The 24,177-nt window shown below is 39.5% G+C and carries 20 protein-coding genes; 8 read left to right on the top strand and 12 right to left on the bottom strand.

Translation table 11 applies throughout. The features are described from left to right. Positions 1-8: 8 nt before the first annotated feature. The 4 genes from ND812_RS17175 to ND812_RS17190 all read left to right on the top strand — a co-directional run bounded on the left by ND812_RS17175 (position 9) and on the right by ND812_RS17190 (position 3,066). Positions 9-746: a pirin family protein gene (locus ND812_RS17175; protein WP_265376572.1), complete on the top strand. Its 738-nt coding sequence runs from the start codon at positions 9-11 to the stop codon at positions 744-746. 345 nt (positions 747-1,091) lie between these two features. Continuing rightward, on the top strand, positions 1,092-1,775 hold the full coding sequence (locus ND812_RS17180) for a carbonic anhydrase (protein ID WP_265376573.1): 684 nt from the start codon (positions 1,092-1,094) through the stop codon (positions 1,773-1,775). A 9-nt stretch (positions 1,776-1,784) separates the two neighbouring features. Then, positions 1,785-2,762 carry a sodium-dependent bicarbonate transport family permease gene (locus ND812_RS17185; RefSeq protein WP_265376574.1) on the top strand — a complete coding sequence of 326 codons (978 nt, stop codon included), beginning with the start codon at positions 1,785-1,787 and terminating at the stop codon, positions 2,760-2,762. A 1-nt stretch (position 2,763) separates the two neighbouring features. Continuing rightward, positions 2,764-3,066, top strand: a complete 303-nt coding sequence (locus tag ND812_RS17190; protein ID WP_265376575.1) for a P-II family nitrogen regulator — start codon at positions 2,764-2,766, stop codon at positions 3,064-3,066. Between the two features lie 4 nt (positions 3,067-3,070). Here the strand turns inward: ND812_RS17190 and omp85 are convergent, their stop codons facing one another. From omp85 to ND812_RS17240, 10 genes are all read right to left on the bottom strand, one after another. Beyond that, on the bottom strand, positions 3,071-4,474 hold the full coding sequence (gene omp85, locus ND812_RS17195) for an Omp85 family outer membrane protein (RefSeq protein ID WP_265376576.1): 1,404 nt from the start codon (positions 4,472-4,474) through the stop codon (positions 3,071-3,073). Positions 4,475-4,496: 22 nt separating this feature from the next. Continuing rightward, on the bottom strand, positions 4,497-5,930 hold the full coding sequence (pyk, locus tag ND812_RS17200; protein ID WP_265376577.1) for a pyruvate kinase: 1,434 nt from the start codon (positions 5,928-5,930) through the stop codon (positions 4,497-4,499). Positions 5,931-5,934: 4 nt separating this feature from the next. Next, positions 5,935-7,866 (bottom strand): hypothetical protein, encoded by a 1,932-nt coding sequence (locus ND812_RS17205; protein ID WP_265376578.1) that lies wholly within the window; start codon positions 7,864-7,866, stop codon positions 5,935-5,937. Between the two features lie 84 nt (positions 7,867-7,950). Beyond that, a complete protein-coding gene (asd, locus tag ND812_RS17210; protein ID WP_265376579.1) occupies positions 7,951-9,000 on the bottom strand; it encodes an aspartate-semialdehyde dehydrogenase in 1,050 nt (349 codons plus the stop codon). A gap of 36 nt (positions 9,001-9,036) precedes the next feature. Then, positions 9,037-10,557 carry a hypothetical protein gene (locus tag ND812_RS17215; RefSeq protein ID WP_265376580.1) on the bottom strand — a complete coding sequence of 507 codons (1,521 nt, stop codon included), beginning with the start codon at positions 10,555-10,557 and terminating at the stop codon, positions 9,037-9,039. A gap of 8 nt (positions 10,558-10,565) precedes the next feature. After that, entirely contained in the window at positions 10,566-12,044 is a 1,479-nt protein-coding gene (locus tag ND812_RS17220; protein WP_265376581.1) for an MBOAT family O-acyltransferase, read from the bottom strand. 21 nt (positions 12,045-12,065) lie between these two features. Beyond that, positions 12,066-12,281: a hypothetical protein gene (locus tag ND812_RS17225; protein ID WP_100716066.1), complete on the bottom strand. Its 216-nt coding sequence runs from the start codon at positions 12,279-12,281 to the stop codon at positions 12,066-12,068. A gap of 942 nt (positions 12,282-13,223) precedes the next feature. Then, positions 13,224-13,670 carry a phosphatidylinositol phospholipase gene (locus ND812_RS17230; protein ID WP_265376582.1) on the bottom strand — a complete coding sequence of 149 codons (447 nt, stop codon included), beginning with the start codon at positions 13,668-13,670 and terminating at the stop codon, positions 13,224-13,226. A gap of 528 nt (positions 13,671-14,198) precedes the next feature. After that, entirely contained in the window at positions 14,199-15,197 is a 999-nt protein-coding gene (locus tag ND812_RS17235; RefSeq protein ID WP_100716018.1) for a hypothetical protein, read from the bottom strand. 2 nt (positions 15,198-15,199) lie between these two features. Further along, on the bottom strand, positions 15,200-16,459 hold the full coding sequence (locus ND812_RS17240) for a helix-turn-helix domain-containing protein (protein WP_265376583.1): 1,260 nt from the start codon (positions 16,457-16,459) through the stop codon (positions 15,200-15,202). Between the two features lie 284 nt (positions 16,460-16,743). Between ND812_RS17240 and ND812_RS17245 the strand changes: the two genes are divergently transcribed. The 4 genes from ND812_RS17245 (at position 16,744) to ND812_RS17260 (ending at position 22,130) form a co-directional block, all read left to right on the top strand. Then, positions 16,744-17,496, top strand: coding sequence for a ParA family protein (locus ND812_RS17245; RefSeq protein WP_265376584.1), 753 nt, complete (start codon positions 16,744-16,746; stop codon positions 17,494-17,496). After that, a complete protein-coding gene (locus ND812_RS17250) occupies positions 17,480-18,301 on the top strand; it encodes a ParB/RepB/Spo0J family partition protein (protein WP_265376585.1) in 822 nt (273 codons plus the stop codon). Before ND812_RS17245 ends, ND812_RS17250 begins: the two co-directional genes overlap by 17 nt. 343 nt (positions 18,302-18,644) lie before the next feature. Continuing rightward, the gene (locus ND812_RS17255) at positions 18,645-19,568 is read left to right on the top strand and encodes a helix-turn-helix domain-containing protein (protein WP_265376586.1); all 924 of its coding nucleotides are present in this window, start codon (positions 18,645-18,647) and stop codon (positions 19,566-19,568) included. A 51-nt stretch (positions 19,569-19,619) separates the two neighbouring features. Then, positions 19,620-22,130: a discoidin domain-containing protein gene (locus tag ND812_RS17260; RefSeq protein ID WP_265376587.1), complete on the top strand. Its 2,511-nt coding sequence runs from the start codon at positions 19,620-19,622 to the stop codon at positions 22,128-22,130. Here the strand turns inward: ND812_RS17260 and ND812_RS17265 are convergent. Further along, the gene (locus ND812_RS17265) at positions 22,116-22,943 is read right to left on the bottom strand and encodes a 1,4-dihydroxy-6-naphtoate synthase (RefSeq protein ID WP_265376588.1); all 828 of its coding nucleotides are present in this window, start codon (positions 22,941-22,943) and stop codon (positions 22,116-22,118) included. The two genes, ND812_RS17260 and ND812_RS17265, sit on opposite strands and share 15 nt — an antisense overlap. After that, positions 22,940-24,103, bottom strand: coding sequence for an AZOBR_p60025 family cell surface glycopolymer formation protein (locus ND812_RS17270; RefSeq protein WP_407658607.1), 1,164 nt, complete (start codon positions 24,101-24,103; stop codon positions 22,940-22,942). Before ND812_RS17270 ends, ND812_RS17265 begins: the two co-directional genes overlap by 4 nt. Positions 24,104-24,177: the final 74 nt, after the last annotated feature.

The following is a 24,177-nucleotide window of genomic DNA, read 5'->3' on the forward strand; positions in this document are numbered from 1 at the left end:
CATTTAATATGGAAACAACGAACCCAATCACATCCAGCATTCAAAAAAAATTCTACCCTGCCTCTGAAAGAGGGCATGTCAATTTTGGTTGGTTGGACAGCCACCATTCCTTCAGTTTTGGCCACTGGTACCACCCAGACAAAACCAATTTTGGCGCACTCCGAGTACTAAATGATGATATCGTAGAACCTAGCATGGGATTCGGCACTCACCCCCACCAAAATATGGAAATTATATCCATTCCACTCTTTGGAGAATTGGCGCATAAAGATAGTACAGGTACGAACGGTATTATCAAAACGGGGGACGTACAAATCATGTCTGCAGGCTCTGGGATTCAACATTCCGAATTCAATCACAGCTCTGACAAAAAGGTGAATTTTTTGCAAATCTGGATCTTACCAAAGGTGGCCAATATCCAACCTAGGTATGACCAAAAAACATTTTCAGAAGCTGGTCGTTTGAACCGATTCCAAACAGTCGTATCCCCAGTTGACGAAGAAGCAGTTTGGATCAACCAAGACGCCTACTTTTCGCTCGCTACCTTGGAACCAAGCCATACACTCTCATACAAAGTGCATGCTCCTAACCAAGGGATATACGTATTCCTCATCCAAGGGAAAATATCCACTGAAGGTACAAAATTAGAACGTAGAGATGCAGTAGGACTTTGGGGAGTGGATGAATATAAAATCCAAGCAGATGTAAAATCCGAATTACTCGTCATTGAAATTCCAATGAAATAGAAAAAGGTATCCTTGGAAACGAAGTCGGAAAGGAGATCTGGGAATACAAAAAAACCAGATCACCTTTCCTTCATAAACAGACTGTATTCCAAAGTTTCACACCATTTGCCTTTAAAAACTGCCATTCCCTCCAAAATGTAGATTAAATCGGAAATTGGCCCATTTGTTCCCTTTTCCAAACCCGTTTCGGCTCCCCCAATCAATCAATTTTCAAACGTCTGGCCCTGAAACAGGGCACATTTTTTTCAATAATACGCAATTTTTTTCGTGTATTTATATTCGCGAATTATATTTATGTATATTAAGGGCTATCAAGTTGGATTGGCAGCACCAAGGAGAATTTCAATGAAAGGTTTCAAGTTTCTCATCAGTTTTCTGATTTTATCGATTTCTACCCAGTTAGTGGCACAAACAAACAGTGCCGGAATATCGTCAAAAGATGCATTACAACGATTGGTAGAAGGGAATTTAAGATTTGTACAAGGAAAATCAATTCGTCCAAATCAATCAGTAGAACGTATTAAAGAAGTTTCAAAAAAGCAAAATCCGTTTGCAACAATCGTTGGATGTTCTGATTCGAGAGTTCCAAATGAAATCATTTTCGACCAAGGACTTGGTGATTTATTCATTTTAAGAACAGCAGGCCAAGTTTCGACATATGCTTCTTGGGGTTCAATTGAATTTTCTGTGGCAGTGTTAGGAGTCAATTTGATTGTAGTTCTCGGCCATACGAGCTGTGGTGCCGTTGGTGCTGCTTGTAAAGCTGATGATGTTCCTGGTCATATCATTGCTTTAACCAATTCGATTAAACCAGCGGCAGAAAAAGTAAAACACATGGAAGGTGACTATTTGGACAATGCAGTAAAAGCAAACGTTGCATTCCAAGTTGTTTCCTTACGTAAACTAGACCCTATCCTTTCAAAATACTATAACAAAGGCCAATTACAAATCGTTGGCGCTGTTTACGATTTAGAAACAGGGAAAGTAAATTATCTTTCCGAAGAATACATCTCTACTATCACAAAATAGGTAAATAAGATGGACATTTTACATGCATTAGTTGCAAATTTACAAACTCCAATGTTCCTAGCATTTTTGCTAGGAATCATTGCCACCATCATCAAAAGTGATTTAAAATTTCCAGATGGTATGTATGCAGGTTTAACTATCTACCTTTTATTCGCTATCGGACTAAAAGGAGGAGTTAAATTAAGTAATACAACCTTAGTAGAATTTTATAAACCAGCAATGGCGGCATTGTTCTTATGTATTTCAATCCCGCTCATAGCCTATGGATTACTTACCAAATTTGGAAAATATGACAAAGCAAATGCAGCTGCCTTGGCAGCGCACTACGGATCGGTATCTGCTGTTACTTTCAGTGAAGCTCTCGCTTTTTTGGATTCATTGCAAATCACCTATGAAGGTTTTATGCCTAGTATGCTTGCTATCATGGAAATTCCTGCAATCCTTGTAGCATTATTACTTGTAAAAATGAATCCGACGGATAAGACCGAAGAATCTTCTTGGGGGAAAATTATACACGAACTTCTAACAGGGAAAGGAACTTTATTACTACTAGGTGGCCTTATCATAGGAATGATCTCTGGGAAAAAAGGTCATGAACAATTTGCTCCCCTATTTGAAGCACCATTCCGTGGAATGTTAATTTTATTCCTACTGGAAGTTGGGATTGTAACAGGAAGGAGACTTGCCGATCTCAAAAAAGCTGGTGTATTTTTAATTGGATTTGGTATTCTTTTCCCAATTTGCACAGCTATGTTTGGTTTGTATTTAGGAAAATTCATTGGATTATCCATGGGTGGAGCAATGGTTCTTGGGACACTCAGCGCAAGTGCATCCTATATTGCTGCACCTGCAGCTGTTAGGATTGCGATTCCGGAGGCGAGTCCTGCCATTTATCTCACAGCATCTCTTGCCATCACTTTCCCTTTTAACCTATCAGTTGGATTACCTTTATATTTAACTGTTTCGAAATACCTTTACGGAGCTTAAAATGAAATTAGAAAAGGCAAAACTCATCACAATTATCGCTGATGAAGCTCTCCAAGATCGATTAGTGTCAGAGCTTAAATCTGTAAATGTCAAAGGGTATACAATCAGTGAAGCAAAAGGAGAGGGAATCAATCACGAGCACCTAACTTCATGGGAAGGAAAAAACATCAGATTAGAATCATTGGTTTCGGAAGGTAAAGCGCTAAAGATATTTCAAATTATTTCGGATAAATATTTAGAAAAATATCCTATGGTGATCTTTATGAATGATGTAGAAGTGATTCGAAAAGAAAGATTTAACTAAAAAATTAAAAAGTATGGCCAATGTCTAAATAAAATAATTGGTCCTCACGTGAATAAGCATAGTCCATTAGGATTACGGTGGCTTGGTCCCAAATCAACCGTAATCCTAATCCACGTGAATGTTTATAATCCATTGTGCTTACTTGTTTGATTTTATCCCAAACTCGACCAACATCGTAAAATGGAACGATACTCAATTGGAAAAACTGATCCCACAGTGTAAAACTTCCAACTCGATACCGAAGTTCAATATTATAAAAACCGATCACAGGTCCTACAAAACGTTCCTGCCTATACCCACGTAATGTATTTTGTCCACCTAATGCTCCCATAGGACCATCAATGGAAAATAAATATCGATACTCAAAAAAAGGTACTTCGCCTTCAATCTTAGTCAGTGCTGCTCGTTGTGCGATGACAAACTCTTCGAATAATTTAGGGAATGGTTGGTAAAAATTTTTAATTTGTCCAAAATGCCTTAAGTAATTGAAATCCGAACCTATTGTTCTTTCCGCTTTATTGACATTGTATTCGATGAGCCAACCCCGATCTGGATCTGGTTCGTAATCTCTTGTATCAAAAGCAATCCCGCCCCTCACATAGTTTAAATTTCCACCATTTACACCAATGATTTTCCCAGAGTTTGAATCTTCTGTTAATTTTGAAGAATCTTCAACTGCTGGAACCCTAATACCAGTTAGTGGTTCTTTAGCATCAACCGAATTTCCATCATACCGCCTAACAATATTTTTCGAAAACTCAACACCTCCCCAAACTCTAAAAACTTGGAAAATCGTTTTATCAGCGTTGAATTGACCATAAGTTGTTTCAAATTGGTAGTCATGATAATGTTGAGTCGATGTTAATTCACGCCCCGGGCCTCTGTTTTTTGCATAAGAATTGGCATTCTCAAAATCCGAATAGGTTGCGTTTCGAACAATTCTGCTCCCATCTGCATTCCGATCTCTGAAATACAATGGTTGTAAACTTTCGGTCCCAACACCAAAATATTGGTTATAATAACTTGCATCATGGCCCACATAGGATCGTAATCGGTAGGCTGTATCTAAAAAATAAGGAGCATCCCAAGCAAGATAATTGTTCTCAGTGCCACGATTGGTTCGGTATACACCGACATTGAACATATGTTCATAGGGTGTATACTTAAAGGAGGAATCATTTCTGGTCCCGTTATAAAATACATTGGCTAAAAGACCAAGTCCAGAACCATTAACTGCATCATTCCCAAAAAGAGGTAAACCAGTTGCATACCAGCCTTCTCTTTTATTGGCGAGTTCCTTTTCATCTAACTTTTTGAACTCACCCAACCATTCGGGAACATCAGAACTTCTATCTTCCGAATAAATTGGAAAAACGACGATCGTTGATAAACATACCAACTCTATCATCGATTTCCAAAATGACATGAACTTATTTTACTTCGCGGACTTGAATCGTTTCGACTCGATCCTCTCCGGCAATGATGTCGGATAAAATAACTACCTTTTCTCCCGTTTGTAAGTATCCATTATTCACTAAAGTTTGAATGGCTAAATTAATCGTTTTTTCTGGATCAGAAGAGAAATCCACTCGGTAAGGGATAACTCCTCGTGTTAACCAAAGCTTTCGTCTAACGGATGTCATATTAGTGAACGCATGAACAATTGGATACCTTGGGTGAAAAGATGCTAAATTATTCGCAGTAATTCCACGTCTAGTGATGGCTATGATTGCATGTGCTTGCATCGAATCCGCTAAACTAGCAGCTGATCTTGCCATTTCTTCCTTTTGGTCTTTAGGTTTTCTTTGTGCAGCAAGACCTAAGTTAATCGACATTTCCATTCGACGTGCAATTTTATCCAACATTTCAACACAACGAACCGGGTATTTTCCCATTGCCGTTTCCCCAGAAAGCATGATAGCATCAGCTTCCTCGTAAACTGCATTCGCAACGTCAGTGACTTCCGCTCTTGTAGGAGAAGGATTATGAATCATCGATTCAAGTAAGTGAGTCGCAACAATAACTCGTTTCCCTTCTTCTTGGCAACGTTTGACGATACGTCGCTGAACAATCGGGAGTTCTTCAATTTCAATTTCAACACCCAAATCCCCACGCGCTACCATGATTCCATCGGAGGTTTTGATGATCTCATCTAAGTTTTTTAGACCTTCTTGGTCTTCAATTTTGGCTATGATTTGTGCATGGTGTTTTTTCTCGTCGATGATATCTCGCAATTGTAAGACATCTTCTTTCGATCGCACAAACGAAAGCGCTACAAAATCAATATCCTCTTCTAAACCAAACAAAATATCCTTTTGGTCTTTTGGTGTGATCGAAGGAATGTTTACTCGAATTCCGGGTAAGTTGATATGTTTTCTAGAACCTAATTTTCCGCCGTCTAACACAGTACAAATTAGTTCATTTTCTCTGATTTCTTGGACTGCGAGGTTAATCAAACCGTTATCAACTGTGACCTTATCACCTACTTTTAAATCTTTTACGATATCACGGTAGTTTACAAAAACACTCTGCGCTTCCGCTTCCATACCAGGTATGATATGAAATGTAAACGTTTCTCCAACTTTTAAGTGTAAGTCATTTTGTACATCCCCAGTTCGAATTTCTGGCCCTTGTGTATCCAGTAGAATCGAAATTGGATGTTTGTGTAACTCATCCTTGTTTAAAGATTTTATGATTCGAATGATCTTACGGTGAAATTCATGGTCACCATGACTCATGTTGATCCTTGCGATATTCATCCCTGCCAAAGCTAAACTTCGGATCATTTCTTTGGATGCTGTCGCAGGCCCGATAGTGCATACGATCTTTGTTTTTCTTGCTCTTAGTTGTTCAATTGCTGGCATAATCTTATGGTTTTAGTTTGGGTAAAATTCGGTTTAAAAAATCTAACTGCGATTCCGCAAGGTCGAATTTTTCTTGGTTGGGGAACTTATCATTTCTTTGGCGTTCACTTTCAGCAGAAACTTTATCAAATAGTTTTTTGCCATGTCGTTTCAAATACCCAGTAGAAATCAAAATGGGCCAAGGAAACTTTTCTCTTTGGTTACGGATTGGGAAACTGTAGATTTCTTTTCCGCCAAATTTTTTTAAGAAAAAGATCAAATTTTCTTCAGTAAACTTTCCATTGAGTTTGGATAAAACATACTCACGATCAGGATACACACCGAACTCCCACGCTTCATCCAGGATACGAACAATGGATTCAATGGATTCTTTCCATTTTTTTTCTTCTTCAGGGCTACCTTGCTTTACTGGTTCTATATCTTCATCATCATCTTGTGCATTGTTAGAAGAATTAGTTTGTGAATGGCTTTGTTTCGATTTTCGTTCTGCGTCTTTTTCTGCTTCTTCTCTTTCTTTCAACCTAGCTTTGACGAGTTTTTCTTTTTCTTGTGATATCTTTTTAACTTTCTGACTCGCCAAATCTTTTGTGAGTTGTTGCTGGAGTCTTGCTTTGATGGGAGGAATTTCGAATTTATGGACAGTCATATTACCCATAATCATCCTCCATAACCTTGTAAGAAATGGCAAAAACTGAAATAAACTTTGAGCTTCAATTTCTTCTAAAAGTCTTTTTGGGCTTTCATCATTCAAATGCAGTGTCACATTCATTTGATTCAGCACACGGATTTCTAGATCAGAATGTTTGATTTGGAAGGTTCGTTTTGCTGATTCAATCGCCTGAGGGATACAAGATTTATGTAAAATAAATTCATTGAACACTCGTTTGTCTGCATATTCAGTGTACAAAACTTCTGGCTGAGATAATAACATAGCGCGAAATTCATCTGTCAGCGGTTCTCCACTCACACGAAGTAAATTTACCTCAACAATTCTACCTGCTTCTGCCAGGAAGGCCATTAGATCTTCAATTTGTTGTTTTCGTTTTTGTTTTTCTTCTTTTTCTCTATCTTTTTCGATGATTTCGTTTAACACCAAACACTCTTCCATAAGAGTTTTTTGGTCACCATAAGATTCATTCATATATCCTTTGATCTCGGTTAATATGTTTTTCGGCGAATTCCAAGAATCTTCAGTAATCTCACCCATCACACCCAAATTTTTTAACGCAGGATAAATGGTATTTTTTGCATAATCCACATAAGCATCATACCGATCTGAAATCTCAGAAGGACGATTGTATAAAAATACACTTTTGTTTGCTGGCCTCGAAGCAGAGTCGTTTCGAAAGAAAAATAAAATTTTATCATCTACCAATTGTTTGAGAATTGGTTTGAGGTGGATGACAATCGTTGCATCTTTTTGCACCTTTGTTTTGTCATACGGGCATTGGAATAAATTCCCTAACTCTGTAGAAGCATACGTATCAAAAAGTCGATTGGCATCAACAGCTGCTTTGATGACTTTCCGCATTTTTTCTTTACCAACATACTTACGTTTTTCATTGAACCATCCCTTGATGGCAGATGTTGAAAGTTCGTTTAAACCAAGTGCGTATCGGAAAGCCGTTCCACCATCAGATGTAGTTGGTCTTGCAAAAACTGTATTGTGTTTGATGTAGGTTTTAGGATTTTCTGGATCCCCCGCTTCATTCGGATGGAATTCCAGAACATTTAATTTTTTGATGATTGCAGGGTTTTGTTTATAACTTAGATCGATTACATAATTTTCTGTGCGATCCCTATCAATGGAACTATCCCGTTCAATCTGTTCTACATTAGGTAAAACTTTGTTTTGTAAAAATTTATCTGTCCATTCAAAGATAACAAGTAGAACTTTATAGATCCCCTTATAGGAAAAATCTCCACGAGAATCCATAGCCTGCACCTTTTGGAGGCAGGCCGTGTAGTCCATGACTTTTAATTCTGGGAGATTTGGATCCAACATTTTGGTAGAGAGTCCTTACTTAAAATATCCTTTTTTATACAATAACTCAGCATTCAAAATAGCAGCACCAGCAGCACCTCGAATCGTGTTATGCGAAAGAACTACCCATTTCCAGTCCAAGATTGAATCTTCTCGTAACCTTCCCACAACAGTTGTCATTCCCTTTCCTGTGTCTAAATCGAGACGAGGTTGAGGGCGGTCGTTTTCTTCGCGGTAAAGAATAGCGGGGTTCGGTGCAAACGGCAATCCCAATTTCTGTGGTTCCCCTTGAAAATCTGCCCAAACCTTTAAAATCTCTTCTTTTTTTGGTTTTTTATCAAAGGATACAGAAACACAAACAGTGTGCCCATCAAATACAGGAACTCGGTTACAATGAGCAGAGATTTTAAAGTCTGCGGATTTGATGACACCACCTTCCACTGTCCCCAAACATTTTTGAGGTTCCACTTCTGCTTTGTCTTCTTCTCCACCGATATAAGGCACAACATTCCCAAGGATGTCCATGGTTGGAACACCTGGATACCCTGCACCTGAAATTGCCTGCATTGAAAATAACATAACAGACTTTAATCCAAAAGCATCCATCAGTGGCTTAAGTGAAATCGTCACTCCCATAATTGTACAATTGGAATTTGTGATGATTTTCCCTTTTGTTTTTTGTGCAGAAAGAACATCCAAATGATGTGAGTTAACTTCTGTAGAAAGGATAGGAACATTTGGGTCCATTCTATGGTTTTTGGAATTGGATAATACCATCACTCCAGCTTCCGCATAAGCAGTCTCCACTTCTCCTGCAATGGATGCATCTAGACCACTAAACACAAGTTGCACGCCTTTTGTTACATTTGGATCTGGTAATGAAATGATAATATCTTTTGCATAAGAAGGAATGTCAGAAGAAATCTTCCAACGAGACTTCATCACTTCACCATAAGTTTGGCCCGCACTTTTTTCAGAAGCTGCTAAATGAGTCACCGTAAAATAAGGGTGATTCTCCAAAAGTTGAATGAATCTTTGACCGACGGATCCTGTTGCTCCCAGGACTCCAACTTTGATTTTTTCCATAATTTTCCTTATCTAATGTAAGGATTGAAAAACATGTTATTTCGGAAAGAGATTTCCAATTCTTTCCGCATAAATCGAATTCATTTGTTCCATTCCTAGATAAGTGAAGTGATGAAAATCGGAAAACCCTTGCATGGGAAGTACTCCGTGGATGTCCCAAAAATGTACGGAACCTGAATCCAAGGATTGCAGAAAAAGCAAATGGTCCCGATACCAGTCTGAATCCTCATACCAAGAGAGAGAGATTGGATTTTCTGGGTTATTGATGAGCAAAAACGGGATATTTCGAGTTCGAAAATGGTCTGCGATTTTTTGTAGGTAACGAAAATGAAAAAAGGGTCGGAATTTTTCATTTTTGATTCTTTCTTTAGCAAGTTTTAATGCGACTAAATAACCGATTCCAGGTCGTTTGTCCAAACCTTCTAACAATCGATAGTAAAAATAACGAGTATAGGTCTTATCATCCATCCCTTTATAGCGATAGTCTTCCGTACGAGGTTCCCGTGAGTATTGGACATCCGACTTTGCCACTTCTAGGCCAAAGGTCTGTTCCAATCGGACTCCCATGGGATCATAATGGTAATCCAAATAAGCTCCCGTAGCTTCATTCGCATACCATACTCGTTCCAAAGTAGCAGTGATTTGTTTGTTTTCCCGAAAGAAAATTGGATCCAAACGAACATTCGTCCATCGAGCATCTTTTAGGTTTACTACTTGGTTTGTATCACCATTGGAAAAGGTTAGTTTACAAGTGGAACCAGCAAGCAAATAGGGAGTGACTTCTAACCAAATCCCTTTTTTTTCCATTTTATGTGTTGGGAAAAAACTAAATTGTTTCCCTGTCCAACCAAGTCCATTGACTCCTTCTGGAATGTTGACACCCATATAAGAATGATAACTTGTATTTCGACCAAATCGGTGTTGGATTAGGTTCTGTAGGTTTTGTTCGTAAATGTCTTTGTATCGGTAAAAACTGAAACCAGAAGATACGATATAACGAGATAAAGTTTCCGTGTCCATCTCAGAACCCACTTCCATTAGTGTTTCCCAAGGAAAAACCCATAATGATTGAGGTGCTTCACCAAAGGTTAGTGCATCTCGTATCATTAATGACTCATCAACTGTATCATTCCTTCCATCCGGAAACAAAACATACGTTCGGTGGAGACGATAATCAATAAAATTAACAGGATAAACTACTAAGTCGGGTTGCAAGGGTGTAAGCCAATTGAGAAGTAAATACACATACAGAGGACTATTGCCAGCATACGCTAAATAAAAAACATCTACATCTAATGAATATTTCTCCTTTAAGGTTTTTTCCAAGGACCGCGCATCAATGGAATAATAGGCTACAGAACTTCCCACGATGATGATCCGTTTTTTAATTTTGGGAAGCGAACGTATCCTTTCATATTCATATAAAAAATTGAAAAAATGATTGGTATTCCAAGGAGATTCATTTGGCAAAAGGAATTGGATTTTTCGGAAAAACAAAGTATCAATCCCGAACAAAAAGACAATCAGACAAGTTAGGAAAAATATTCGTTTTTTCATCTTAATTCCTAAAATACAAAGTAAACAAAAGGTTTACTTTCAGCAGAATACAATACGATCATAATCAAACTTAAAACTGCAATAAAAGCCAAAAACGCCAATTTTCCTAAGGAATTTTGCATTTTTTCAAAAATCGCTAACAATTGTTTGTTTTCCTTAAACACTCGATTCCCGATCAAATGGCCAATCAAAACCAATACAAAACAATAACCAAATTTCATTTCGAGAGTGTATGGTAACAAAAAACCCTCTTTTTTCGTAAAAATCCCCTGTAGGTAACACAGGGAATCACCCAAATTTGCACTTCGGAAGAATACCCACAAAAGAGTGACCGAAAAAAAAGTGAATAAAACTTTGAATGGCTTCAGTGCCGGTAATGCCTTAAGAGAGTAACGAATCCCTACCCATCTTTCCATCACAAGAAAGATACCGTGCCCAATCCCCCAAACTACAAAATTCCAAGAAGCACCATGCCACAGACCACCAATGGCCATCACAAGGATCAGGTTACGATAGGTTAAAAAAACTCCCATACGATTTCCGCCGAGAGGAATGTATAAGTATTTTTTTAACCACTGGGAAAGTGAAATATGCCAACGAGTCCAAAATTCTGAAAATCCACTCGATAGGTAGGGCATACGGAAATTCTCAGGCAAATGGAATCCAAACAGAACTGCCGTGCCCTGGGCAATATCGGTATATCCAGAAAAATCGCAGTAAATTTGGAGAGAATAGGAAAACATTCCCATCCAGAGTGCGCGGGACGACATACTGCCAGGATGGGAAAAAACGATGTCTGCGACTTCTGCCAGATGGTCAGCCAATACCATTTTTTTGAAAAGACCGAGTAGTATCAAAAATGTCCCAAACAAAAAGGGGATCTTTAGGAAGTGGAGAGGCCTTCTGATTTGCGGCAAAAAAGACTTTGCCGTAACGATGGGACCTGCAACTAACTGCGGGAAAAAACTAAGAAAGAGGAGGTAAGAGGAAAATTTCCTTTCGGGGACTAGTTCCCCTTGGTAAACATCCACTACATAAGAGATTGACTGGAAGGTATAAAAGGAAATTCCAACGGGCAAGAGCCACTGGCTCCAAAAGGCGTCTGGGCTTTGAGTGGAACCAGCAATAGTTGCCCAATTTTCAGCAATAAAATGACCATATTTAAAGAACAAGAGTAACCCAAGACTATTTGCTAGAGAAACCAGCAAAAGTAAGAGGCGGATTTGTTTAGATTTGGAGCCGTGGATCCCCCAAGCCAAAACAAAGTCGACAAATGCGATCCAAATGATTAATAATAAGTAATTAATATTCCAAAAACTATAAAATAGTAAACTAATAACCAGCAAATAAAGAAGTTTTATTGTTCTATATTTTGATTTATTTTGTGCACTTTTTTGCCTAAGTAATCGGGCATCCAAAGAAATGGAATGCCATAAAGATAGTGCTGTGATTAAAAAAATCCCAAATAAGGCAGAATTAAAAAGCATATTTTAGCTTATATTTAAGCATTATACATTGTATTTGCATTTCACCCCACAATTGGGACAAGTGCAGGTGACTTCGGCCTTCACGCGACGGCCTTTTGCACCTTCTACCTTGCCAACTGCAACAAATTCAAAAATAACACCTTCTGGCACAAAGTGACCAGACCCGTACTTGGCCGTTCCTTCGATCACATTGGAGCAGGCGTGACATTTCACCCTTAGACGTATTGTTTCTGCCATACCAGGAAAAGATGAGGAGGACTCGCCACCCAGGCAACCAATATTCGCTTTTCTGCCAATTTTGCATGTTGATGAAACTGAGCTACACATGACATTTTGGCAGCTTAAGCTATCATTTTTCCGATAAAAAGGGGAGGGAATTTGCCCGAAAATACGGGGTTACGCATAGGGAGAAATGCCTTCTGGAGGACAGTTTTTTGGCTTAAACGCCCAGATTTCGGCAATTTAGGTCGTTTTTGGTCAATACTAGGCACTTGTTTCTCTGTTTTCCAATTCCATGGATCAGCAAAGGAACTTCTCTAACGACTACAGTTCCCTTGCAAATTCGGCTTATTTTCTGGGAATCAATTCCCTGCGTTCAGCTCGTTTACTCGGTTCTTATTTGGAAAGAAATGACCGATTTTGGTCACCAAACCACGAGGGAGATTGGAAGTCGCGAACATGCCTGAATCAAAACGGAACGATTCCGCAATAACCGCAAGGGATAGGTTCCCTGACGAAATTCCGGCGGTAATTTTTTGTCTGGAATTGCCGTAATATGGGCCGCCGAATTCTAGTCACCCTCTCCTAATGTCGCCCCCAACAGGGCACTCGCTGCCGAAGGTTGGTCTCTCGGAATGATCTCTCGCCATTGCCATGCCGAGCTTCCGGCAATTCTGGCCTTCCATTTCCGTCCATCTTAATTGCCTAAATATAGGTAGTTTTTCTTGGTTTCAAAGATCCTTTCCCCGAAAAATCGGATTTCGCGTAATGAGGAGCCTTTTCTAAATAGATTTTGGTCATATTTGCCCAATTTTAGGCAAAAATACACACCCCAGGGTGCCTCTCGGGGATGGGTGTATTTTTGTCAATTTTCGCATTTTCCTCCTGTGGTGAGCACAGGGAATGAATGGCAAAGGGAACCCCATGAGATGGTGGTCACATGAGGAGCCCTCGTTTTGTTTATTTTTTAGTTTTAGATGTGGTGGTGGTTTTGGCTTTTTTTACAGGAGACGAGGATTTTGAACTGGGAGAGTCAGATCGTTTGTTTTTTGCGCTAGCGCTGGTTTTGGACGTAGGTTTGGATTCCTTTTGACTCCTGCGAGAATTCCCAGACCCTCCAGCAACATTTTCTTCTTGGGACAGGACTTCGCTTGGCATTCGCCCATTCCGTTTGACCATATAGATGAAATGTCGGACGTACTGTGTGTAAGGCTCATGAATGGCCTTCGGATCAAATTCTTTTGGCTCTTGGAGGAGTTGGTTGACGAGAGCCAATGGGAGGTCGTCCTTACTAGTTGCCATGAGAATCTCCAATCGCTTGCAGATCTCAGAGTCATTGACCTCAGTAGACAGTTTTCGCATGGCGTTGAGAAATTTTTGGAAGGCAACTCGCTTCGGTTGAGACATATCCCCAGAAAACCAAAAAGTCCTGGGCTGGCAATCGATTTTACAGGTAGATTCTCCACTTCCATTCTCGGCTCTGAATTGTTCCCCTGAAAAGTCTGGCAATGGGACAAACCCAACCCCTTTTTTTCTGAAAGAGAAATGATTGAAATGGATGGTTGATTGGATGTAAAAATCTGGAACGTATGTTTTTCTAATTGGGTGTTTGGGATTTGGAAGAGATCTTGTCTTTCCCTTTCGTAAGTTGGAATGGCAAGCTCTTGGTTTGAAACTACCACAACTTCACTGATAACACCTTCTCTTAGTTCGATGGCAGGAACAAGTGGATCGTTTAACAGGACAACTGGTTCTTCCCATTCATTTGCAAATAGGCCTCCTTGGGAAAAAAGGACAAAAACCAGAGCACAAAAAAACGATGCATTTTTTTGCAATTTTTGTGCCAACTTTTCTGTCATTTCCAAGAAAACCATATGAATATCCATAGTTTTCCCCGAAATTATAGAAAAATAAAGCATTTTTTAGTGTTTTTTCTTATTTTTTATACAGGGATGCCCGGACTCTGAGTTTCCATTCCCACAAAACAATTTCGTGTTCTAGGTCTTTGGCCGAGTCTTGTTCTTTGGCTAAGAGGGCATAAATCATATGAGAGATGTCTTTTGAAAATCCACCATCCAATTCTTTTTCGAAAGCTTCGACTTGGAATTCCAAAATCAAGACAGCCAACCGAAATGCTTCGTTCATGGCAATGAGTTGAGGTTTGACTGTATCCAGTTCAGGTTTCTTATACTCATTTTTGATCATTACATCCAAAAAGGTTCGGATGAACATTACATCGTCAGAAGATAAATGGAAATCGAGGAGGAGTTGTTTTACTTTATCTAACTCCATAGCACGGAGGTGGATCCTAGCTAAAAAAACTGGGTTCTCACTATATGTATTTAGGTTTTGGTTTTTGGCAACATCCGTCGCACGCACCTTGTCATAATCCACCACTCCCTTGTCTTTGGATTCTTCGGTTTTTGGAGATTGGGATTCTGCCGAAGTATTGATCCTTTTTTTAATCACAAGGATGTTCATACTCGGGTATCGGATTTTAAACGAGACCATGTCCGATCTGGGGATTTCTTCATCGACAACCAAAAATTGAGCCTGTTCCCCCCGCTCCCAAGCTGCCATCAAATCTTCTTTGTTTTTGTAATGGTAAATAACAACAGGTAAAACATCACTTTGGCTTCCAGTTCCCAGATAAATGGTTTTGATCTCATTCGAGAAACCATGTTGGTACGGAATGACCATCTTTCCTGCTTTTACATTGACGAAGGAAAGTTCTCCCAAATGGAAATGGGAAACGTCAAAATCATCTCCAAAAAAGCCCACTCTCGGGACGTTGACAACGATGGAATTATTTTTGGCACCTTTTGGTACTTCGGGACCTGATTCGGTAAAAACGACGTAGGTCAGTTTGGAAATCCGGACTTTTACGAGAAACCCTGCCGGAGTTTTCCGTTCTTCGTATACAGTATCATCCATCTTTACATCAAACCAAGTTGTTTCATTTTATATTGGAGAGAACCTCTCGAAATTCCCAATGCCTTTGCCATTCGAATTTGGTTTCCCGAAAAGATACGCATTGCCAAAAGAATCTTCTGCCTTTCTAAGGCTTCTATCCCTCGCCGCAAGTCTAAATCTTCGGCATCCGGAATCTCAATATCCATCCGGTTCCGGCCGACCAGAAGATCAGGAACATCTACGATTTTGGTACGACAAGTTAAAATTCCAGAGAGAATGGAACTTCTCAATTCAACGAAATTTTCTTTATAAATTCGATTGAGAAGTTCCGCTTCACCGGCCTGACTCAGAGTAAGATCGGAGCGATTTTGTTCGTGGCATAATTTTTGAAAAATGGACTGGATGATGTTTGAAAATGTAGGTTTTGGCAAATGATTTAATGCCGGTAAATACACGGGATTTTTTTGCAATAATTGGAGGAATTCAGGGAGGACTTCTCCGCTTCCATTTGAATCACCCAAGAGAAAGAGGTTACCCTTGTATCCAGATTTTGCCCACCAATCCGCAAGGATTTGTTGTTGCCCTAAGGAAAAATGTTCTGGGTTCGTAAATACCAAACTTCCATAATTTGACTCGATTCCCCATTCCTGGAGAGCTTTTTCGAATTTCCCAAAATGATCGGGTACGGATTCGACAACGAGAAAGGGAGCCCCCGAATACTTATTTAGGTGAATCCATTTCGCTAAACTTTTTTTCCCTGATCCAGGGGCCCCAAAAATCGAAACCAATTTTTCGGATCCGAACCGTTGGATCGCGGCATCTAGATTGGGAATTTTTTCTCTGAATTGGAGATACGATTCATCAGAATCTTTTTGCTCGGGACGAACCATCTGTGGTTGATTCCCACTCCACTCTTTCCCAATTTTATCTGCAAAAAGAGAAAGGAGTGCGAACATAGGAAATGATGTTTCACCTTCAAATTCGACGAGAAGGAAACCAATACTTTCTTTCGCAACAATCCGGATCGACATTGCATTTGTTGTTTTTCCAAACAAAGGGAATTCTTTCCCAGAGAAAAAAACCGGCTCTCTGGAAGTCATAAGAGTCTCCCATTCCGCAGAACCACGATTCAGAAATGAATAGTAAAAACCATCTTCTCCGTAGCCAAAACTAGCTGATTCATAAAACGAATCTTCGTCTTCTGCTTTGAGAACTACGACACCGGAGGCCAGTCCAAACTCGGTACACAACTCTGCCCACAAAGAAGGAAGGATTGTTTCCATCCATTCTTTGCCTGTTTGGCTGGACGCAAACAAGGATGCGGTATGAGGGGGCATGCTATGAAACTGTTTAAATTTAATCACTTTGTCAAGTACGTACCAGTTTGAATGTCGGATGTCCGACAGAAACAGAAGAGATAGTTTTTGCTAATTTTTGCCATGTCGGATGTCCGACAATGTAGGTAGAAATGGACAAAAATTCCTTTTTTTGTTCCCTTTCAAAAATACAATTGATCCCAAATTTTCCAATGGAAAGCATACCAAATGGGAAGGAAAAAGAGAGATAGATGATCACCATTGCAGTTGCAAATCAGAAAGGCGGAGAGGGCAAAACAACTACTTCTTTGAATCTTGCCATGGGATTGGCTCGCCGAAATCTCAAAACTTTACTCATCGATATGGATCCCCAGGCAAATTCTACCGGAATTTTTCTAAATCCTGAAACTGTCGAAAAGGACCTTGCCCATTTATTCCAAAATTCGGCGAACATGAAAGACATCATTACTCCGGCATATAACGAGCATTTGTGGGTTGCTCCATCTAGCATGCGTTTGGCGGAAATGGAAACTGTTTCGGTGAACTCGGTAGAAGCACCTTATATTCTTAGAGACTCACTTTCCGGACTCAAGGATTTTGACTTTGTCATCATAGACTGCCCACCCTCCCTTTCTATTTTCACAGTAAACAGTTTGGTTGCTGCTAATTACGTTTTGATCCCACTCCAGGCAGAAAAATTTTCGATGGATGGGATTATGGGGCTACAACAAACCATCTCCTCAATTAAAAAAAGGATCAACCCAGATCTGGAAATTTTAGGTGCCCTCATCACCCAATTAAAACCTCAGACTTTATTGACGAAGACAATCTTACCAGTCCTCACAAAGTATTTCAGGATTTTTGAACATACGATATCTGATGGAGTTGCGATTGGAGAAAGCCATTTGGCCAAAAAATCCGTCTACGATTACAACAGGTCGTCCAGACAATCCCAAGAGTATGAAGGTTTTATCGAGGAGGTTTTAAGTGAGCTTAAAAAGTAAACGCCTAGGAACTCTCGCCGACATCTACCAAGCTGAAAATTTGGACGGGACCATTCGTACAATCCGAATGGACAGAATCCAACCTTCGGAACACCAACCCAGGCAAGAACGAAAAAAAGGGATCGAAGAATTAGCCCAGACTCTAAAAGCAGATGGCCTTTTACAACCCATCATCGTTTCAAAAGGCGAAAAAGAAGGCAGTTATAAAATCATCGCGGGAGAGAGACGTTACCACGCTGCCAAATCCTTGGGATGGGCAGAGATTGAGTGTAAGATCTTAAACCGACCCGATAAAGAAATCTACAAACTTGCTGTCATCGAAAACCTGCAAAGAGAAAACTTATCACCCTATGAAGAAGTGGATGCCCTACTGTTTTTAAAAAATTCGTACCAGTATACGGACCAGGAGTTGGGCGACCTATTTGGAAAAAGCCGCAGTTACATGACGGAAGTTCTTTCGATTACTTCCATGTCCAAGGCCGATTTGGAGAAATGTAAAAAGAACGAAATTTACAATAAAAACCTTCTCGTGCAGGCAGCCCAAGCAGCGAAAAAAGGAAGTTTGGATGAATTCCTCACCCTATACCACAAAGGTGCACTCAAGACCGTAAAAGATGCAAAAGACTTCAACAAACAAGTAAAAACAGGTGATGGGGTAAATCCAAAATCTTCCCCTCTTTCTGGTTACAAAATCAGACGCACTAGCAGTGGGATCCAAATCCAATCGGAAGACGAAATTTTGCTAGGAGATATTTATAAATTCATCAGAAAAGAACTTTCAAAAAAGTATGGTGACTCGGCATAACCCAAACAAGTACTTAGCAGTCAAGTACTTAGGAAAAAAATTTTTAGCCCGAGTAGGGAAAAATACTGTACGAACTTGACAGTTACCAGAATCCGACAATAATGTGACATAATAAAACTTTTGATAGGTTTGAGCAAACACCTTTTCTTGAGAGAAGGTGTGGGGGCATTCTATTGCCCTAACCCGATATATAAAAAAAATCCCCTGGAACACCAGGGGGTCGGGGTTTCCCGAAGGAATGTTGTTGGATGAGACATAATTAACATTATGTCAGATAATGTCAACTCCTTCGAATTATTTGCTTAAATTTAGTTTAATTTTTGCAGAAATCGGAGGAGCTTCCTTGAGCGACCAGCGACATCCCTATATCCGTCTGATGACCGACATCATCGATTCTGGTGTTTGGGCAGGGTTATCCCATGCTGCAAAGACGTTGTATCCTGTTCTTTTAAAATTCAGTGACTACAACTTCAAACCCGTTTGGCCAAACACAGAAACCCTCATGCGCCTCACAGGATTCAAAACCAAAAAATCGATCGTGACTGCCAAAAAAGAATTAACACAAGCAGGCCTACTCTACCAAGTTCCTGGAAGTGGGAGGACATCCACAAGGTATCATTTTTCTTTCCACTACGAGGGTTCCAGAATTACCCCTCTGGGAGATACATCGATACACCTCAGAGGGGTCGAGTCGGAGGTCGCTGGGGGATTCAATTCACAAGCAAAGGGGGTTACAGATGGATCCCCTAACCATATTAATATAACTATATCCAATACAAACCATGTACCAGAAACAAAAGACCAAAGCGAAAGTAAAAGAGACTCAAAAGAAGGGAAAAAAGACTTCGAAACTCTTGTCGATTTATTTGGCCCTGAAATTGCTTTAGAAGCATATCGTAAAGCTGTGGACCTTCATATGGAATCGAATGTTTCGTATGTACAAACCCTTTGTAGGGAATTGGTGAGTGCCCAACGAAAAGAAGTGCTTAATTCTGGGCATGATTTGGGAAAGGAGTCCACCCTGCCCCACTCAGCTTCTTGGTCTGGGTTTTTGACTTGGGCTTCGAAACAATTGACAGAATCATCCTTTCGCCAATTGGAAAAAATCCAGGTGACAACAGATGGAAATGTAATCATCGTCACCTCTCCGATTCTTGGGCATTTACGCCAAATCATCCAAATGTATTTCACAGAACGGGTAAAACCGGTAGTGCTCGTAGTGTTTACAGAAAAAGAAGAAGGCTCACGTGTCGGTGAAATTCGATAGACTGAATAGAAAAACGGTATTTTTTGGAAGGAATCATAACTGAAAAAGCGCATGAAAGATCATTTAATTCGCACAAGCCACCCCTACTCTTTGCCCATCCAATCTGTTTCCACAACAGGAACGTATGAAATCAAAAATAATGAGTTTTTGTCATTTTTTGAAGAAAAGGAACAGTCCTCTCTCTCCTCCATCATTTTCCAATTCGACGATGTTGTTTTTTTTAATGGGATCGAGTTATTGCCAGGAAAGGATGGATTGGATTTTTTCCCCGATTCTTTCCGGTTTGAGTTATCCCATGATGGTAAGTATTGGGAACCCATTTTACAAGAATCATCCTTTCGCAAATCATTCAAAACTTCCGCTAAATGGTTGTTTTCATTAACAAGCGCTCGTTATGTGAAGTTTATTTCAAAAATTTCAAGAAAAGCAAGTAACGGGAAAAATAGGATTAGTTTTGGTCCATTAAAAATCTTAATCAGTGGTGTTCAGTCTATCCAAGTTAGTTCTGAGTTAGATAGACTCTATGTGAAAGAGAATTTATTCGATACGAGGCCTGATTACGGATGGTCTTCTAAGAAAAAAGAAGAACCTGCTGATGAATATGTGATTTTGGACATGGGATCAGTGAATCGGATTGAAGAATTTCGGATGTTAACGAAAAACGATGCCATCACCAATTTTCCGGAAAGGTTTATTGTTTATTACAGCGAAGATGATCTAACTTGGCACCAGTTACATGAAGAAAATTATTTCTTATCCGAGCCAGGCACTTGGTACAAGTGGCGTTTTCCACCTGTCAATTTACGATTTTTAAAAATTGTTTTTATCGATGAAAAACAAGCTAACAAAAAAGAATACACTACCGAAGTTATTGAGCTCGAATTGTATTCTAGTGCAGATAAAAAGGAATCTGGTGGCCCAACCAGAGAACCACTTCCTTATGCTTCTGTTTTAAGATCTGGAATCATTCGACTCGCAGTTGATGGTGAAGTAAAAGAAGGTGTTGTTGTTCAATCTAACGATAGAAGGTTAAGAGACGCAACAACCGAATACCGTGGGATTGTGGAACTTGCATCTGACGGAGAAGAAAAACCAGGTGTTGTTGTCCAAGGAAATGATAAACGCCTAAAAATCGCCACTGAACTCACTCATGGACTCGTGAGACTTGCGAGGAGTGGAGAAGCAAGACCGGGTCTCGTTGTCCAATCGGATGATGAGAGGTTACGGAATGCTTCTACAGAACACCCAGGGATCGTAGAGCTTGCGTTAGATGGCGAAACACGTCCAGGGGTTGCCGTGCAAGGCAATGATTCTCGATTAAAAATTGCGACAAAAAAATCGGTTGGACTCGTACAACTGGCGGAAGCGGGTGAAACTGCAATCGATAAAGTGGTAACAGGTGACGATCCAAGGTTAAAGGATGCCACAACCACTGCAAAAGGAATTGTACAATTAGCACCAAATGGTGGAGAGGAAGCTAATACAGTTGTGCAAGGGAATGATAAACGTCTGAAACTTGCCAATACGGAAGCACATGGAATTGTCCAACTTGCACATTCAGGCGAAACTAAAGCTGGTGTTGTTGTGCAAGGAAACGACAAACGTCTCGCCAAAGCAGGGTTTGACGATGCAGGTATAGTTGTATTGGCCAATCATGGAGAAGCTGTCCCTGGTAAGGTCGTATTGTCCGATGATCCAAGATTGTCTGATAAAAGAGAACCGAAACCTCATACACATCCATACGCTGAAAAAGATCATGATTTCAATTCCCATACTGGATTATTAAAGATTACAGGCGAAGCTGAGTCTATTTCTAAGGGATTTGTTCCACCACAATCAAACGATGCGATCATTTACGGTAAAAATACGAAAAATGGCTCAGGTCTTGTAGGGGTCTCTTCTGGTTCTGGAGTTGTTGGATTTGGCGATTCCATCGGAGTTTACGGTATATCCAAAGGGAAGGAAACAACTCGGTCAGCTGGAATTTTAGGTGCCGGCACAGCGTCACCAGGTGGTAGGTTTGTTTCACAATCAGAGTTCGCCCTTGTTGTTGATGGAAAAGGAATTCCTGAATATGAATTAATTGGTTCTGGGAAAGCAATTTATGCTAACGGTGAATCGGTTTTTGAAGGGAACCTTCGCATAACGAAGGATGGAGGTGAAGAATGTATCGCTCGTTATTTTAGACTCGATGGAAAGGATGTTATTACTTCTGGTGATTTACTCGTTGCTACCGAAGAAACGGGAGTTCTCGGGAGGAGCAAACACCCCTACTCTACCAATGTGATCGGTGTTGCTGTCACAAATGCTAATGTTGTTTTTGGTAAAAAAGAAAAAGGCGTAGAATACGTGCTAGTTGCACTTCTTGGAATGGCGAAACTTCACGTGGATGCTACACAGGTGCCCATTTACCCTGGAGATCTTTTGGTATCAGGACTCACTTCTGGTCATGCGATCAAAGCAGATCCTTCCAAATTAAAACCAGGAATGTTGGTGGCAAAGGCAATGGAAGCTTGCAAACGAGATAAAGGACATATCCTTTGTCTCTTAACTTTCTCCTAAAAACAACGGTAGTGTCGAGGTGGGTTTTTTGATAAAACCTGCTTCAATCGCTCTTTGGAAAAGGTAAGACACAGCATCATGTCCTTCTTTTCCCAATGATTTTGTAAATTCATTCACATATAAATCAATATGAGCTTTGATTACGGAATCTTCTTTATTCTGAGAATTTTCTTTGATGTAATCCATCATTGCTTTAGGTTCTTGGTAAGCATCTCTTAGGCTTTTTTGAAGTTCCGTTTGGAATTTGAGCGCTTCTTCTCTGGAGATGTCCCTTCTGATGGCAATGGCGCCAAGAGGAATTGGGTATCCTGTTGATGATTCCCACCATTCACCAAGATCAACTACCTTCTCGAGACCTCTTTCTTCGTATGTAAACCTTTCTTCGTGAATGATCACTCCTAAACTATTTTCTTCCGTTAAAAGTTTAGGAATGATTCCATCATAACGAAGAGGAGTTGGTTTATGTGTACCATTTGTGTAAAGGGATAATAATAAATTGGCAGTAGTCAGTTGCCCCGGGATATATAGAGATTGGCAATTTTCTAAGCTGGTATTAGTATTTTTTTTTCTGACGAGAAGTGGGCCACAACCACGTCCTAAAGCAGAACCTGTTTCCAATAATATATATTTATCAATGATGTGAAAAAAGGCAGCAAATGAAAGTTTGGTTACCGGGAATTTACCTTCAAATGCAAATTCATTTAAGTTTTCAACATCGTAAAGTTCTTCTTTGACTGGATAACCTGTGTTACGAATCAGGTGATAGAAGAGAAAAGTGTCATTTGGGCAAGGTGAATACGCAAGTGAAATCATAATGCTAAAAAATATTCCTTTGTTGGTGTGATGAAAAAAATGCGAACTAGTAAAAAGAAAAACAAAGTAAGTGAGGTGCCAAGAAAGATCTTAAAACTCAGTTTTTTGGTTACACTTTCCAGAAGCAAACAGAAAGGTAAAATGAGCGTAAACATTCTGCTTAGATTATCAAAAGACCTCCAGTACCCCTCTTCTGCAATGGTTATGACAAATAAACTTCCAAGGATAGGAACAAGTAAGTTTAGATCCTTTTGAAATGAGTTTCTGATAGATGAGATAGAAATCATAATCATACTTAAAAACGAAACTAGGAAAAGTAGTTTGGGAATTTCCTTTAGTTTGAATTGAAATTGGTTATGGTCAAAAAAACTTTTTACAAATCCAAATAAAGGAACATCAGTCATATCTTTGAAACCAAGTGGGTTTGTCCCTAAATGATTTGGGGAGTTTTTCCATCCGAAATATAAAAAACCCAAAAACAAAATACCTGGTAAGGAAAATAAAAAAACTTCTTTCCATTGTTTATGGTATAGGGCTCCCAAAACAATCGGAACTAAAAATAGAACTCCCAACTCTCTTGTGAAGACTGTGATCAAGAAAAATAGAAAAGAAAAAGTTAAGTTTTCTTTTGTATAAAAATAATAACTAATGATTGCTAAACTCACAAAAAAAGAATCAGCAACTAATAATAAATTGGAATTTAACGAATAAGGAGAATGAATATAAAACAAAACGAACCATTTTGATTTTTCGGGAAGTAATAGGTATAAACAATAGACTGAAAATAGAAAAGTCGAAAATAAAATCGTAAGGGTTATGAGCGGGTAATGTTCACTACCTAATAAATGAGAAACATATCCAGAAATGAGAGATAATCCGATTCTATGGTAACGAAAATAATAACTATCTACAATTAAGTTCCAATCGGAATCGTTAAACAAATCTTTTGCGAGTAAGTAAAAAAATTGTCCGTCATATCCGCCTGATTTATATACGACAAAATTTGGATCGACTAAGTTTGGATTGATTTCATAGAATCCTTCCCAAATCCCAATTAAAGCAGACAGTGAATGGTTGTAGGGAGATATTTTAAATTGAATGATCCCCACTACTCCCAAAATGAAAAAAAACATGGTAATCCAGAGTTGCCGCGGTTTCACACTCCCATTTTGTAAAAATTAATAGATTTTGAAAGGAATTTCTCTGGAATTTTAACAAGATTCTGACAGTTTGT

It is taken from the genome of Leptospira limi, assembly GCF_026151395.1.
GTDB lineage: Bacteria > Spirochaetota > Leptospiria > Leptospirales > Leptospiraceae > Leptospira_A > Leptospira_A limi.